Annotated in this window: 16 protein-coding genes; 7 read left to right on the top strand and 9 right to left on the bottom strand. The window is 53.2% G+C overall.

Translation table 11 applies throughout. The annotated features are described in order from the left end of the window. From chbR to chbG, 3 genes are all read left to right on the top strand, one after another. Positions 1-471 (top strand): transcriptional regulator ChbR (gene chbR / locus CSE01S_RS09760; RefSeq protein WP_042287487.1); only part of this gene is annotated, 471 nt, incomplete at its 5' end. A 121-nt stretch (positions 472-592) separates the two neighbouring features. Further along, positions 593-1948, top strand: a complete 1356-nt coding sequence (locus tag CSE01S_RS09755; protein WP_042287485.1) for a 6-phospho-beta-glucosidase — start codon at positions 593-595, stop codon at positions 1946-1948. A gap of 11 nt (positions 1949-1959) precedes the next feature. After that, positions 1960-2718: a chitin disaccharide deacetylase gene (chbG, locus tag CSE01S_RS09750; protein ID WP_042287482.1), complete on the top strand. Its 759-nt coding sequence runs from the start codon at positions 1960-1962 to the stop codon at positions 2716-2718. Between the two features lie 50 nt (positions 2719-2768). Here chbG and katE read toward each other — a convergent pair whose 3' ends face one another. After that, complete coding sequence (gene katE / locus CSE01S_RS09745; RefSeq protein ID WP_042287480.1) at positions 2769-5027, bottom strand: catalase HPII; 2259 nt, start codon at positions 5025-5027, stop codon at positions 2769-2771. A gap of 201 nt (positions 5028-5228) precedes the next feature. Here katE and cedA point away from each other — a divergent pair, with 201 nt between their 5' ends. Next, entirely contained in the window at positions 5229-5483 is a 255-nt protein-coding gene (cedA, locus tag CSE01S_RS09740; protein ID WP_072014981.1) for a cell division activator CedA, read from the top strand. 62 nt (positions 5484-5545) lie between these two features. Here the strand turns inward: cedA and tcyP are convergent, their stop codons facing one another. The 4 genes from tcyP to hxpB all read right to left on the bottom strand — a co-directional run bounded on the left by tcyP (position 5546) and on the right by hxpB (position 9335). Further along, the gene (gene tcyP, locus CSE01S_RS09735; protein ID WP_042287476.1) at positions 5546-6937 is read right to left on the bottom strand and encodes a cystine/sulfocysteine:cation symporter; all 1392 of its coding nucleotides are present in this window, start codon (positions 6935-6937) and stop codon (positions 5546-5548) included. Between the two features lie 134 nt (positions 6938-7071). Continuing rightward, positions 7072-7659: a metal-dependent hydrolase gene (locus tag CSE01S_RS09730; protein WP_042287473.1), complete on the bottom strand. Its 588-nt coding sequence runs from the start codon at positions 7657-7659 to the stop codon at positions 7072-7074. 95 nt (positions 7660-7754) lie between these two features. Further along, the gene (gene kduD / locus CSE01S_RS09725; RefSeq protein ID WP_042287471.1) at positions 7755-8516 is read right to left on the bottom strand and encodes a 2-dehydro-3-deoxy-D-gluconate 5-dehydrogenase KduD; all 762 of its coding nucleotides are present in this window, start codon (positions 8514-8516) and stop codon (positions 7755-7757) included. Positions 8517-8666: 150 nt separating this feature from the next. After that, a complete protein-coding gene (gene hxpB, locus CSE01S_RS09720) occupies positions 8667-9335 on the bottom strand; it encodes a hexitol phosphatase HxpB (protein ID WP_042287467.1) in 669 nt (222 codons plus the stop codon). A gap of 126 nt (positions 9336-9461) precedes the next feature. Here hxpB and CSE01S_RS09715 point away from each other — a divergent pair, with 126 nt between their 5' ends. After that, a complete protein-coding gene (locus CSE01S_RS09715) occupies positions 9462-9998 on the top strand; it encodes a YniB family protein (protein ID WP_042287466.1) in 537 nt (178 codons plus the stop codon). Positions 9999-10065: 67 nt separating this feature from the next. Here the strand turns inward: CSE01S_RS09715 and CSE01S_RS09710 are convergent, their stop codons facing one another. The 3 genes from CSE01S_RS09710 to pfkB all read right to left on the bottom strand — a co-directional run bounded on the left by CSE01S_RS09710 (position 10066) and on the right by pfkB (position 12354). Then, positions 10066-10926 carry a fructosamine kinase family protein gene (locus tag CSE01S_RS09710; RefSeq protein ID WP_042287465.1) on the bottom strand — a complete coding sequence of 287 codons (861 nt, stop codon included), beginning with the start codon at positions 10924-10926 and terminating at the stop codon, positions 10066-10068. Positions 10927-11014: 88 nt separating this feature from the next. Then, on the bottom strand, positions 11015-11323 hold the full coding sequence (ghoS, locus tag CSE01S_RS09705; RefSeq protein ID WP_042287464.1) for a type V toxin-antitoxin system endoribonuclease antitoxin GhoS: 309 nt from the start codon (positions 11321-11323) through the stop codon (positions 11015-11017). Positions 11324-11421: 98 nt separating this feature from the next. After that, a complete protein-coding gene (gene pfkB, locus CSE01S_RS09700) occupies positions 11422-12354 on the bottom strand; it encodes a 6-phosphofructokinase II (protein ID WP_042287463.1) in 933 nt (310 codons plus the stop codon). 287 nt (positions 12355-12641) lie between these two features. On the opposite strand from pfkB, the gene CSE01S_RS09695 reads away from it, so the two are divergent. Beyond that, positions 12642-13400 (top strand): DUF481 domain-containing protein, encoded by a 759-nt coding sequence (locus tag CSE01S_RS09695; RefSeq protein WP_042287461.1) that lies wholly within the window; start codon positions 12642-12644, stop codon positions 13398-13400. A gap of 264 nt (positions 13401-13664) precedes the next feature. After that, positions 13665-13898, top strand: a complete 234-nt coding sequence (locus CSE01S_RS09690) for a YdgH/BhsA/McbA family protein (protein WP_042287459.1) — start codon at positions 13665-13667, stop codon at positions 13896-13898. A 144-nt stretch (positions 13899-14042) separates the two neighbouring features. Here the strand turns inward: CSE01S_RS09690 and yniD are convergent, their stop codons facing one another. Next, entirely contained in the window at positions 14043-14153 is a 111-nt protein-coding gene (gene yniD / locus CSE01S_RS23055) for a small membrane protein YniD (protein ID WP_120714873.1), read from the bottom strand. Positions 14154-14235: the final 82 nt, after the last annotated feature.

Raw genomic sequence — 14235 nt, 5'->3', positions numbered from 1 at the left:
TTTTTAACCTATGTCGAAACAGTGATTTCCTCGCTCAACTTTCGAGATACCGGGCTGGAGGAATTTGTGGAAGTGGTCACCTTCTACATTATCAACCGCCTGCGTCATTATCGTGAGGAACAGGTGCTGGATGATATTCCGCAGTGGTTAAAAGCCACTGTCGAAACCATGCACAATAAAGAGCAGTTTGGCGAAAACGCGCTGGAGAATATGGTTTCCCTGTCCGCAAAATCCCAGGAATACCTGACGCGAGCGACGCAGCGTTATTATCGAAAAACGCCGATGCAGTTAATTAACGAAATTCGTATTAACTTTGCCAAAAAACAGCTGGAGATGACGAACTACTCCGTAACCGATATCGCCTACGAGGCCGGATACAGTAGCCCAAGTTTGTTCATTAAAACGTTTAAAAAAATGACGTCGTTTACGCCAAACAGCTATCGAAAAAAACTGACGCAATATAATCAGTAAAAACTTTATTCAATAACCTGATTTTAAAGCTTGCCCAATATTAACGCGGGACCCCCGCGTTACACCTGAAAAAAGGGCCGAGCATAATTCACGCCAGTGTCTGACACTGAAGGGAGAAATTATGAGCCAGAAATTAAAAGTCGTCACTATTGGTGGCGGGAGCAGCTATACCCCAGAATTACTCGAAGGCTTTATTAAGCGCTATCATGAGCTGCCGGTCTCTGAATTGTGGCTGGTTGACGTGGAAGGCGGCGAAGAGAAGCTGGATATCATCTACCGCCTGTGTCAGCGCATGGTGGAGAAAGCGGGGGTGCCGATGAAGGTCTTTAAAACCCTCGATCGCCGCGAAGCGCTGAAAGATGCAGACTTTGTAACCACCCAGCTGCGCGTCGGACAATTGAAAGCCCGCGAGCTGGATGAACGCATTCCGCTGAGCCAGGGATACCTGGGACAAGAAACCAATGGCGCAGGCGGTCTGTTTAAGGGCCTGCGCACCATTCCGGTGATTTTTGACATCATTAAGGATGTGGAAGAACTTTGCCCGAATGCGTGGGTCATTAACTTCACTAACCCGGCGGGTATGGTGACCGAAGCGGTGTATCGCCACACCAACTTTAAGCGCTTCATTGGGGTGTGCAACATTCCTGTCGGCATGAAAATGTTCATCGGCGATGTGCTGGGACTGAAAGAGAGCGATGCGCTGTCTATCGATCTGTTTGGCCTGAACCACATGGTGTTCATCAAAGATGTGTTCGTCAACGGGGAGTCGCGCTTTGCTGAACTGCTGGATGGCGTCGCTTCCGGTCAGCTTAAAGCGTCCGGCGTGAAGAACATTTTTGATCTGCCGTTCAGTGAAGGTCTGATTCGCTCATTGAATCTGCTGCCGTGCTCGTATCTGCTGTATTACTTCAAGCAGAAAGAGATGCTGGCCATTGAAATGGGCGAATACTACAAGGGCGGCGCGCGCGCGCAGGTAGTGCAGAAAGTTGAGAAACAGCTGTTTGATCTGTACAAAAATCCGGAGCTGAACGTGAAGCCGAAAGAGCTGGAGCAGCGCGGCGGCGCTTACTACTCTGATGCTGCGTGCGAAGTGATTAACGCCATTTTCAACGACAAACAGACTGAGCATTATGTCAACGTTCCGCATCACGGGCACGTTGATAACATTCCGGCGGACTGGGCGGTGGAAATGACCTGTACATTGGGCCGCGACGGCGCGAAGCCGCATCCGCGAATCACCCATTTTGACGAAAAAGTGCTGGGGCTTATCTATACCATCAAGGGTTTTGAAGTGGCGGCCAGCAAGGCAGCGTTGAGCGGTGAGTTTAACGACGTGCTGCTGGCGCTTAACCTCAGCCCGCTGGTCCATTCGGATCGCGATGCGGAAACCCTGGCGCGTGAGCTGATCCTGGCGCATGAAAAGTGGCTGCCTAACTTTGCTGGCTGTATTGAAAAACTGAAAGGCGCACAACACTAAAGAGGTTGACTATGGAACGCGTACTGATTGTCAATGCGGACGATTTTGGCCTGAGCAAAGGACAAAACTACGGCATCATTGAGGCCTGTCGCCATGGGGTGGTGACTTCCACCACGGCGCTGGTGAACGGCGAGGCCATTGAGCATGCGGCGCACTTAAGCCGCGAACATCCGTCGCTGGCCGTAGGGATGCACTTTGTTCTGACGCTCGGCGCCCCGTTAACCAGGATGCCAGGGCTGACCCGGGAAGGGCGTCTGGGGAAATGGATCTGGCAGATGGCGGAAGAGGATACGCTGCCGCTGGATGAAATCGCCCGCGAACTGGAGTGTCAGTATCAGCGTTTTATCGATCTGTTTGGGCGGGAGCCTACGCATCTGGACAGCCATCATCACGTGCATATGTTCCCGCAAATTTTTCCTGTCGTCGCGCGTTTTGCCGCCGAACGGGGAGTGGCGCTGCGTATTGACCGCCAGCCGGTGTTTAATGCCGCGGACCTGCCGGCAACGTTGCGAAGTTCGCAAGGATTTAGCAGCGAGTTTTACGGTGAAGCGATTTCCGAAGCGTTGTTTCTGCACGTTCTGGACGCCTCTGCGGCGCGTGGGGAGGCTTCACTGGAAGTGATGTGTCATCCGGCGTTTATCGACAATGTGATTCGTCAAAGCGCCTACTGTTATCCCCGCCTGACTGAACTGGAGGTACTGACGTCCCCGTCGCTGAGGAAGGCGATTGTGGAACGCGGCTACCGTCTGGGCAGTTTTCTTGATGTGTAGTGCCTGAGTTTGCGGCGCATACATAATGCGCCGCGTTTTTTACTTATTGATTACGCCGGGATTAGCGGCACTTTACCGGTTCGTGACCACACGCGGTGCGCGGCCATCAGCGTAAACAACGCGTCCATAAACTGACCGTCCACGTTGTCTGCTTCGACAAGACCTTCTTCCCCCTGACTGTCGACATTCAGCACAGCTTTAAAGCGTCGTGCATCACCCGCCAGAGCGATAGGCTTGAGGTGTTTATAGGCTTCGAGCAGATAGTAACGGGCGTCGCCACTGTTTTCGATATCCGCGATATCGCCGCACGGCACAATGACGGCATCGACGGTAAGGGATGGCGCGCCAGCGAAGGTGGCGGCAATGGTCAGGGTAGAACCGTCGTCGGCCACCACTTCACCCATGCGTGAGTAAAGCAGTTTCGCATGAACGCCTTTTGCTTTCAGCGCTTGCAGGATAGCCAGCAGGTCGGCGGATTTTACCTTACCGTTCAGTAAAATCCCCACCACGCGACCTTTAATATCACCGTCGGGGATCGCATAAAGACTCAGCGATGGATCTTTCTTCAGTCCGTTGACGTCCGGCGGCGGGGCGATTTGCGTTTGTTCCGGCGTCAGTTCAATGCCCAGATTCTTCGCCACTGCTTGCGCCAGCGTTATGTCAATATGCGCCAGTTGATCCACAACCCGTTCGCGTATATAAGCGCGAACCACTTTACTGAGCTCAAAGCTGAAGGCATCGACGATATGCAACTGCTCAACCGGCGTCTGGCTCAACCAGAACAGGCGCGGGTGAGCGTAATATTCGCCAAAGGATGGGCTACGTTCGCGTACTTTGTTGCCTTCAACGCGCTCCTGATAAGACTCGAAACCTCCCCGCTTAGGCGCTGGCGGCGTTTCACGCGGCCAGTTGTCGTTGATCGAATTGGGCTCATAGTTAGCCGGGTTAGTATCGATGCCCATCCGGTGCATACCGTCACGCTGGAAGTTGTGATACGGGCAGGTTGGACGGTTGATAGGGATTTCATGGAAGTTGGGCCCGCCGAGGCGGCTGATTTGTGTGTCGGTATACGAGAACAGTCGGCCCTGCAGCAGCGGATCGTTTGTGAAATCAATACCGGGAACGATATGGCCCGGGTGGAACGCGGCCTGCTCGTTTTCGGCAAAGAAGTTGTCCGGGTTACGGTTCAGCACCATTTTCCCTACGCGCTGCACCGGTACCAGCTCTTCCGGGATAAGCTTGGTTGGGTCCAGCAGGTCGAAGTCGAATTTGAATTCGTCTTCTTCCGGAATTAGCTGGAATCCTAATTCATATTCCGGGAAATCACCGGCTTCGATAGCTTCCCACAGTTCGCGGCGATGGAAGTCCGGGTCGCGACCGGTGAGTTTCTGCGCTTCGTCCCATACCAGCGAAGCCTTGCCCGCCAGCGGTTTCCAGTGGAAGCGTACAAACGTCGCTTTCCCTTCGGCGTTAATCAGTCGGAAGGTATGAATACCGAAACCTTCCATGGTGCGATAGCTCCGCGGGATACCGCGATCCGACATCGCCCACATGACGTTGTGCAGTGTTTCAGGCTGTAGCGAAACATAGTCCCAGAACGTGTCATGGGCACTTTGACCTTGCGGAATCGCCCAGTGCGGTTCGGGCTTAACGGCGTGGACGAAATCCGGGAACTTATGCGCGTCCTGTATAAAGAAAATGGGGGTGTTATTGCCCACCAGGTCGAAAATGCCTTCTTCAGTATAAAACTTGGTGGCGAATCCACGGATGTCACGTACGGTGTCCGCTGAGCCAGCGCCACCCTGTACCGTGGAAAAGCGCACAAATACTGGCGTGATTTTGTCCGGATCGGAAAGGAAAGCGGCTTTGGTGATATCGCTCAGGTTTTTATAGGGCTGAAAGTAGCCGTGCGCCGCGGACCCACGCGCGTGAACAATACGTTCCGGAATACGTTCATGGTCAAAGTGGGTGATTTTTTCGCGCAGGATAAAATCTTCGAGCAGCGTAGGACCGCGGCTACCGGCGCGTAAGGAGTTCTGGTCATCGGCGATACGCACGCCCTGATTGGTGGTGAGCGCGAAATTTTCGCTGCCTTTACGCACGCTTTCGAGATCGTTCAGCTTTTCATTTCCGGTATCCGGCGCTTTCAGGCTGCCGGGGGCCGTTGGCTGTGCGCCCGGCGGAGTGGGTTCCGGGGACGGGCGATGCGAGCCGTCCTCAGGCGCCAGAGAGTCAAGTCCTGGCTGCGATTCACGGGTGTCGTGGACAGGGGACTGATGAGGATGGGGATTTTTCTCATTATGCGACATTGAACTCGTCTCCATTTTTCATGGCTGAAAAGACCGTTTTATTTGTTAAAACCCCACTAACTATAGACCACCACGGAGATTCTATCGGAAGACCACGGCATGGTTACGGCGAGCCGACGCGCAAAGCGCACGTGCAGAGCAGGACGGGCAGGGGAAAAATCGGCTAAGATAGTTCTTTTCTGATTTTTAGCATCGGTCTTAGTGAAGCAATTAATGATGAAACCTCTACGCCAACAAAATCGCCCGGTTATTAGCTATGTCCCGCGAGTGGAACCCGCGCCGCCTGAACATGCGATAAAAATGGAAGCGTTTCGTGACGTGTGGATTTTGCGTGGAAAATATGTCGCGTTTGTCTTACTGGGTGAGTCGTTCCAGCGATCGCCCGCCTTTACCGTACCGGAGTCCGCTCAACGCTGGGCAAACCAGGTACGGCAGGAAAATGAAATCGCTGACTAATGCGCCATAAAAAAACCGCCCCGAAAGGCGGTTATTATCGTTAAAGAAGGGCGTTTTTTCGCTTAACGATGCGCCAGTTCGGCGTCTTCTTCACTGTCCAGAATGGTTTTATCGGTTTGTTTCAGCCACTGGCTGGTCAGCGTACCAGCGGTCATGGAGCCGCTCACGTTCAGCGCGGTACGACCCATGTCGATCAGCGGCTCAACGGAGATCAGCAGCGCCACCAGCGTGACTGGCAGGCCCATTGCGGGCAGAACAATCAGTGCGGCGAAAGTTGCGCCGCCACCAACTCCCGCCACACCAGCGGAGCTGACGGTGACAATGCCAACCAGCGTGGCAATCCAGACCGGATCGAGCGGGTTAATACCTACCGTCGGGGCGACCATCACCGCCAGCATAGCCGGATACAGACCGGCACAGCCATTCTGACCAATGGTCGCGCCAAACGAGGCGGCGAAGCTGGCGATGGATTCCGGCACGCCGAGACGACGGGTTTGCGCTTCAACATTCAGCGGAATAGACGCGGCGCTGGAGCGACTGGTAAAAGCGAAAGTGAGCACCGGCCAGACCTTACGGAAGTATTTCAACGGGCTGACGCCATTAACGCCCAGCAGCGCGCCGTGGACAACAAACATTATCGCCAGCCCCAGATAGGAGGCCACCACAAAGCTGCCCAGCTTAATGATGTCCTGCAGGTTGGAGCCCGCCACGACTTTGGTCATCAACGCCAGTACGCCGTAAGGGGTTAACTGCATCACCAGGCGGACCAGCTTCATTACCCAGCTTTGCAGGGTGTCGATAGCGGTTAATACGCGCTCGCCTTTAGGCGCGTCATCTTTTAGCAGCTTAAGCGCAGCCACGCCGAGGAACGCAGCGAAGATCACCACGCTAATGATAGAGGTCGGATTCGCGCCAGTCAGATCGGCAAACGGGTTTTTCGGTACAAACGACAGCACCAACTGCGGGACGCTGAGGTCTGCGACTTTTCCGGCGTAGTTGGTTTCGATAGCGTTAAGGCGCGCCGTTTCGGCGCCGCCCTGTACCAGCCCTTCTGCGGTGAGACCGAAGAGGTTGGTCACCAGCACACCCACCAGTGCGGCGATAAGCGTAGTAAACAGCAGCGTGCCGATGGTCAGGAAGCTGATTTTTCCCAACTGTGAAGCGTTGTGCAGGCGGGCTACCGCACTCAAAATAGAAGCGAACACCAGCGGCATTACGATCATTTGCAGCAGCTGTACATAGCCATTACCGACAATGTTGAACCACTGTACGGAATCTTTGAGTACCTGGCTGTCAGAACCATAAACAGTATGGAGGGCGAGGCCAAAGACCACGCCCATGACCAGACCAACCAGTACTTTCTTTGCCAGACTCCACTGTTTATGACGGGTTTGCGCCAGCGCAAACAGCAGAATGACGAACACCACGATGTTCGCGATTAATGGAAAATTCATCCCCGTTCTCCTGATTTTATTATTCGTCTCGCTATCTGGAGCGAGCCTGTTGGCGCAAGAGTAGCAGAAGTGTGAACCGGCTCTTATATTCAAATGGAATTGTTTATGCCAAAAACGACAATTTCGCTGATTTACTAATCGATCTGATGTTTTATAAAGCGGTTGAACTGCATTTGCAGCGTATTGATCATGTCGGATGACCAGCGTACCGCACTGTTCTGGGGCAACGACTGGGGCATCCACACCGCCCAGGCAAACAGTGCCATGCAGAGAAAACGCTCCAGTTGATTCCCTTTCTGCGGGACGAGGATCGGTAACCGGAAACGCCAGCGACACGGCCAGAGCAGTGGAACGCCTGCCGGGGTGAGCATGTCGGCGAGAATATGGCTCAGATAGCCGAGAACCATACCCTGTAAGGCATCCGCCGGAATGATCCAGGTCTCTGGCACTTTCAGATAGAACGTCGCCAGCAAGGCAAAGACGGCGAGCAGGCTGTGCGTGAATCCGCGATGCCCGAACGCCCGGGCGATCGGTTTTGAGATCCACTTCAACCGTTGCCCGAGAAACGACTTCGGGTGATCGATATCCGGCAGCAGACAGGTCAGGATGGCGGAAGGAACGATATGCCACCAGTCGCCCTGTGCAAGCACGGGCGTCAACTCGGCGTTTTTGGCGAACACCGCGCAGGCAATAGAAAAGAGAAGGTGACCTTCCGCCGTCATGATACAACCCAATAAACTGTTAATTCGTACAGTATAGGATTTTTATACAGTAGGCGGAAGTGGTGACGTTGTAACTCTTTGTCAATATTGCGCGATTAACGCGCTAACCAACCGCCATCCACCGCCAGTGTGTAGCCATTGACGTAATCCGAGGCTCGAGACGCGAGGAAAACCACCGGGCCTTGCAGGTCCTCCGGCGTACCCCAACGTCCGGCGGGGATGCGATCGACAATCTCTTTGTTGCGCTCTGCGTCGTCACGCAGTTGCTGCGTGTTATTGGTCGCCATATAGCCGGGAGCAATGGCATTGACGTTTATCCCATATTGCGCCCATTCATTCGCCAGCAGCCGGGTTATCCCGAGGATGCCGCTCTTTGACGCGGTGTATGAGGGAACGCGAATCCCGCCCTGGAACGACAGCATTGACGCGATATTAATGATTTTTCCGCCATCACCCTGGGCAATAAACTGGCGGGCTACGGCCTGCGAGAGAAAGAAGACGGATTTCAGGTTCAGATTCACCACGTCATCCCAGTCTTTTTCGCTGAAATTGAGCGCGTCTTCGCGGCGAATGATGCCGGCGTTATTCACCAGAATGTCGAGACGACCAAACTGCCCGACGGCTTGCGCGACGATATCCGCAAGAGGGTCTTGCTGACTGAGATCGGCCTGAATAGCGAAAAAACGGCGACCGGTCGCCGCGACTTTGGCGGCGGTGTCATGGGGTATTTTACGGTTCACCCCGATGATGTCGCAGCCCGCTTCGGCAAGCGCGACGGTCATTCCCTGACCAAGCCCGGTATCGCAACCGGTAACAAGAGCGACTTTACCTGTAAGAGAAAACGCATTCAAAATCATAGTGACCTCGGCGACCCGCTGTTATTCGTTATTTGCCCGCAAAAAAGGATAGAAGAGGAAGACACAGAACACAATACAAAATGAAACAATGTTTTATTTTTGTTGGTGGGATGGGAAAAACGGGCAATGCCTGACACTGCCCGTGCGTGATCAACCGCGCAGATCGGCGGCGGTAAGTTCAGTCAGTGAGGTCAGCTTAACGTTGGCAAGCGCGAAACGTGGGTCGTGTTGGTCCTCTTTTGCAGGCACGACAATGGAGCGCATTCGCGCCGCCTTAGAAGCCACCATGCCGTTGACGGAGTCTTCCAGCGCGACACAGGTAAGCGGATCCACGCCCAGTTTTGCCGCACAGTCGAGATAGACCTGCGGATGTGGCTTACTGTAAGGCAGTTTTTCCGCCGAGGCGAGGGAGTCGAAGCTGTCGCGCAGGTCAAACATGGTCAGCACTTTCTCCAGCATGTGCAGCGGCGATGCCGATGCCAGACCCACGAGCAGCCCCTGTTCTTTACACAGCGCCACGGCTTCTTTTACGCCGGGGAGCAGCGGGCGCGTCTCTTCGACCAGCGTGATCGCGCGGCGAATAATGCGCTCAGTCACCTCCTGACGGCTCGGGCCGTTCCAGGGTTGCTGGGCGAACCAAAGATCAACCACCATGTCGATGCGCAGTCCAAGCGTATCGGGAAGTTCATGGCGGCGGGTGATATCTACGCCTACACTTGCCAGCACGTCCAGTTCAGCCCGATCCCATAGTGGTTCGGAGTTAATCAGCAAGCCATCCATATCGAATATTGCCGCAAGAATTTGACGCGGAATTGTCATTACCACCTCTCCTTATAGAGCGTTCAGGGGTCAGAGAATAATCATAGCGTCTTTAAAGATCGAGCGAAAACAGTCATCAGCGGGTAGACTTAAGCCAAAACGACGCGTCTTTATCAAGGGGAGCTCATGACGTATCAACAAGCGGGACGCATAGCGGTGCTAAAACGGATCCTGGGATGGGTGATTTTTATACCAGCATTACTTTCTACTTTGATTTCCGCGCTGAAATTTATGTATGCGCATAGCGAAAAGCAGGAAGGCATTAATGCCGTCATGCTCGATTTTACCCATGTCATGATAGACATGATGCGGGTGAACACCCCGTTTCTTAATCTGTTCTGGTACAACTCGCCGACGCCTGATTTCCAGAATAGCCTGAACATTATGTTCTGGTTGATTTTTATTCTGATTTTCGTGGGGCTGGCAATGCAGGATTCCGGGGCCAGAATGAGCCGCCAGGCCCGTTTTCTGCGTGAGGGCGTTGAGGATCAACTTATTCTGGAAAAAGCGAAGGGCAGTGAAGGTCTAACCCGCGAGCAAATCGAGTCGCGCATTGTCGTACCGCACCACACCATTTTTCTGCAGATTTTCCCGCTCTATATCCTGCCGGTGGTTATTATCGCGCTTGGCTACGTCTTTTTTTCTCTGCTCGGCTTTTTATAAAACAACCCTGCCGGAGGGCGGTTTACGCCTGTCCGGCAGGGCTGCGCAGTGTCGCCGGGAATGAATGTCAGGCCGCTAAAATCTGGTCCAGCGCCTTTTGTGCTGTTACCAGATGCTGACCGCCAAACAGTCTGGCACGATTAAGCAGCGTGTACAGTTGATAAACCGGCTGCCTGTCGAGAAAATCGAGCGGCAGCGGCGAGACCGACTGATAGCCATCATAAATTTGCGGCGGTTGTTCCGTATGTAGCGGCAGCATCGCCAGATCGCACTCGCGGTCTCCCCAGTAGCAGGCAGGATCGAAAATGTACGGGCCGTCCGGCCCCAGCGCGCAGTTGCCGGACCACAAATCGCCATGCAGCAAAGAGGGCTGGGGCTGATGCGATGACAAACGTTGCTGAATATGTTCCACGATGGCGTCGATATTACCGAAGGCAATGCCTTTCTCGGCGGCTAATTCCAGTTGCCAGCCGATGCGCTGCTCTGCAAAAAAGGTCGACCAGCGTCGCTGCCAGGCGTTGGGCTGCGGCGTAGTGGAAAGGGCGTTGTCAAAATCCAGACCAAACTGCGGCTGATCGCTCCACTCATGAAGACGGGCCAACTGCTGCCCCAGAATAAACGCATTGTGCGCGTCCAGCGGACGGGGAGGGAGATAATCCATCACCAGGAAACTGTAATCCCGATCGGCTCCCACCGCCCAGACTTCTGGTACGGTGACAGTATGGCTGCGTGATAACAGTTCCAGTTGATCGGCTTCGGCGGTGAAGTCAGGAAGCACTTCCCGTTCATCACATTTAACGAAGAAATCACGTCCGGCATAGCGCACATGCCATGCGGCATGAATTTCTCCGCCAGGCAGTTCGTTACGCAGTTCGATTTCGCCTTCACCGAGTTGCTCGCTTAAAAGACGACTGATAGCCTGCCACATGATGTCTCTCCCCATGTTGTCTGCCAGATCATAAGGTTAGCGCAATAATGCGGTGAAAAAACACGAACTAACGCACAACGTGGACGCGTTAACGGGCTAATGGCGATGATTTTTCCCCATTCTGCCAATCGTCCCAGGTCATTATTGTGATATCGGGCGTTTTGTTTAACGCGCTTTCCGCCAGTCCGGTCGCGAGAGCTTTTACCTCATCCGGGCTTTGCGCGCTGATCACCCCAAACGTGTTTGTGCCCAGTTCATGCACATTGCCGTCTTCGTCGGTTAGCGTGAGCAGAAAACCCGCGCGGGTGAAATGGTTGTTAAGCTCGTTGATTTCGGTTAATGAATCTTCATGAAACTTGACGGTAACGATGTACCGGGTGATATCCCCACTGGCCATTTGACACCTCTTTGTAAATTCATGCTTTTTTAGCATAGTCGGTGAATACGGATGCCGACAGGTGTAAACGCATCCCCCTCAGGACGAGGGGGAGAGCATCAGGCTTGTGAGAGCCAGGCGTAGATTTTTTGTGTGTCCTCATGAGAACACAACCGCGTTCCCTGATTGATTGTCGCCGCGCTACCTGCCGCGACGCCAAAGCGCACCATATCCTCCAGCGAAGCGTCTTCCGCCAGTTTTAGGGTCATGGCGCCCACCATGCTGTCGCCTGCGCCAACGGTGCTCTGGCTTTTTACCGGCGGTGGAACGACCTGCACGCAGCTTTTACCATCCACGCCCAGCGCCCCCTGAGGACCAAGAGAAACGACGACGCGACGGGCTTTACCGTTACGAACGATCTCTTCCGCCGCTTTACGCACGTCATCGGGTTGGGTCAGCTCACGGTTAACCAGCGCGCTCAGTTCCTTCTGATTGGGCTTTACCAGCTCGATATTGCCGATCGCCAGCGCCGCGGTCAGCGCCTCGCCGGAGCTATCAATAATGCAGCGAATGCCCTGTTTTTGGGCTGCGGTAATAAGCTGAGTCAGCTTGTCCACGCTCACCCCTGGCGGCAAACTGCCGCTAATAACGAGGATCGCGCCGGATTCTATCTCCAGAACCTGCTCTTCAAGCTGGCGAAACTCATCGTCATTTAGTGCCGCGCCGGGCATCACAAAGCGATACTGTTCACCGCTGGATTCAACATGAACATGAAGGTTTTGCCGGGTCCAGTCTTTGGCGTCGACGGTCGACACTGGAACCTGTTCGTCAGCCAGCAGCGATACCAGGTGTTCGCCAGTTGCGCCGCCTGCCGGGAAAATGGCGGTAGCGGTGCCGCCCAGATGGGCAATGGCGCGGGCGACATTAATGCCGCCGCCGCCAGGCTCAAAAACGGGCGCCGTACAGCGAAGCTTCCCTTCGGGATAGATCTGCGGCGTGATCGTTGCGCTATCGAGAGAGGGCGCAAGTGTTAACGTGTAGATACGTACCATCTTTTCCTCCTGTTAGGCTTATTTCAGTCTGGCACCGAACAGGCATAAAGTGAAGTCAATAACAAGCTGATTTATTGGCTCTTTATTAAATTTGTTTGCCTTAAAGATATATAAACAATTTAATGCTTTGGGAACTCTCTTATTCAAAAAATGAAATAAGAATTCATTGCTATGTTATTCGAGCCTTTTTATAATTTGTTACCTTTCCTGAGGCGTTTGTCATTGATCCCTCTGAAAGTTTCCGGGACCGTAACGGTCTCTTTTTTTGTTGTACGGACTCTTTATAAATGAAGCTTTTAAAGACAGTTCCCGCTGCGTTTCTGCTGGCGGGTGGCGTGTTTGCGTCAATGTATGCAGCTGCCGATGATTCCGTTTTTACTGTCATGGACGATCCCTCAAGTGCGAAGAAACCCTTCGAAGGTAACCTCAACGCTGGCTATCTGGCGCAGTCGGGTAATACCAAAAGTTCGTCCTTAACGGCGGACACAACGATGACATGGTACGGGCAAACCACCGCCTGGTCGCTGTGGGGCAACGCAAGCAATACCTCTTCTAACGATGAGCGTTCTTCAGAAAAATATGCCGTTGGCGGGCGTAGCCGTTTTAACTTAAGCGACTACGATTATCTCTTTGGTCAGGCCAGTTGGTTGACGGATCGTTATAACGGCTATCGCGAACGTGATGTGCTCACCGCCGGTTACGGACGGCAGTTCCTGAATGGCCCCGTACACAGCTTCCGTTTCGAATTCGGTCCGGGCGTTCGATACGACGAGCACACCGATGGCACCACCGAGACACAGCCGCTGGGTTACGCGTCAGGCGCTTATGCATGGCAGATGACCGATACCACCAAATTCACTCAGGGTGTGTCGGTGTTCGGTGCGGAGGACACTACGCTGAACTCTGAAACGGCGCTCAACGTCGCCATCAACGAACACTTTGGTCTGAAGGTGGCGTATAACGTTACCTGGAACTCCGAACCGCCAGCAACAGCACCGGAGCATACGGATCGCCGCACGACCGTATCGCTCGGATACAAGATGTAATACTCCGCCAGGCTGTTATGCAGTCTGGCGTTTAAAATTGCGCTACCGTATTATTATTTTTCAACCGGAGTTTTATTTTTTTCGAAATTTTCATTTCTTCATATTTTCTCCATCTTTATCACATCCTTGCTTTATACAATTTATTTGACACGAATTGTTAATTATTTTGACTAGGCAAAAGTGTGATCCAGATCTACACTTAGCGATACAGGCAGATTATTGCCTTTAATACCAGGTTTTAATTCAAGTAAGAGATAAAACAATATGAATAATATCAAAACAGCCAGTGCGGCGATCGTGCTTTCCGCACTCTCTTTCGGCGCTTTCGCTGCCGAACCTGTGACAGCAACGCACGCAGACAACACCTCGCGCGTGGGCATTACCCAGGCGTCTGACGTAGAAGCCGGCTCGAATATCGCACCGGGTTCGCAGTCTACGGGGCAAAGCATGAATGATGCGTTTAATGTGCATACGTTGGTTGCGGGTGAATGGTCTTAATATTTCATTACCGCAACGTGTGTTCTACTTGTTATTTTTCTTTATAAAAACCGGATCCTGATGTACCGGTTTTTTTATTTTCGTGATGAAACGTAAATTATTCTAAGCGTCTCGCAGCGTGGCCAGTCTGAAACAAGTCGCCCGTCACTCACCCCAAATCATTGCCGCCCAGCGCAGAAGAAGCATGGCGCCACAAATGGCAATAAGCACCACCACCATTTTCCAGTGTTTTTTTGCGAAGCGTTGCGTTGGCATCATTCATGTCCTGTCTGTCTTTGTTCGTGGCGGCAGTGTAACAAAACTTGCTGCGCTTCAGTGAATTGATTTACGTCATACC

It is taken from the genome of Citrobacter sedlakii NBRC 105722 (assembly GCF_000759835.1).
GTDB classification, from domain to species: domain Bacteria; phylum Pseudomonadota; class Gammaproteobacteria; order Enterobacterales; family Enterobacteriaceae; genus Citrobacter_A; species Citrobacter_A sedlakii.
The sequence above is the reverse complement of the archived record's forward strand: the minus strand, read 5'-3'. Positions and strand labels throughout refer to the sequence as shown.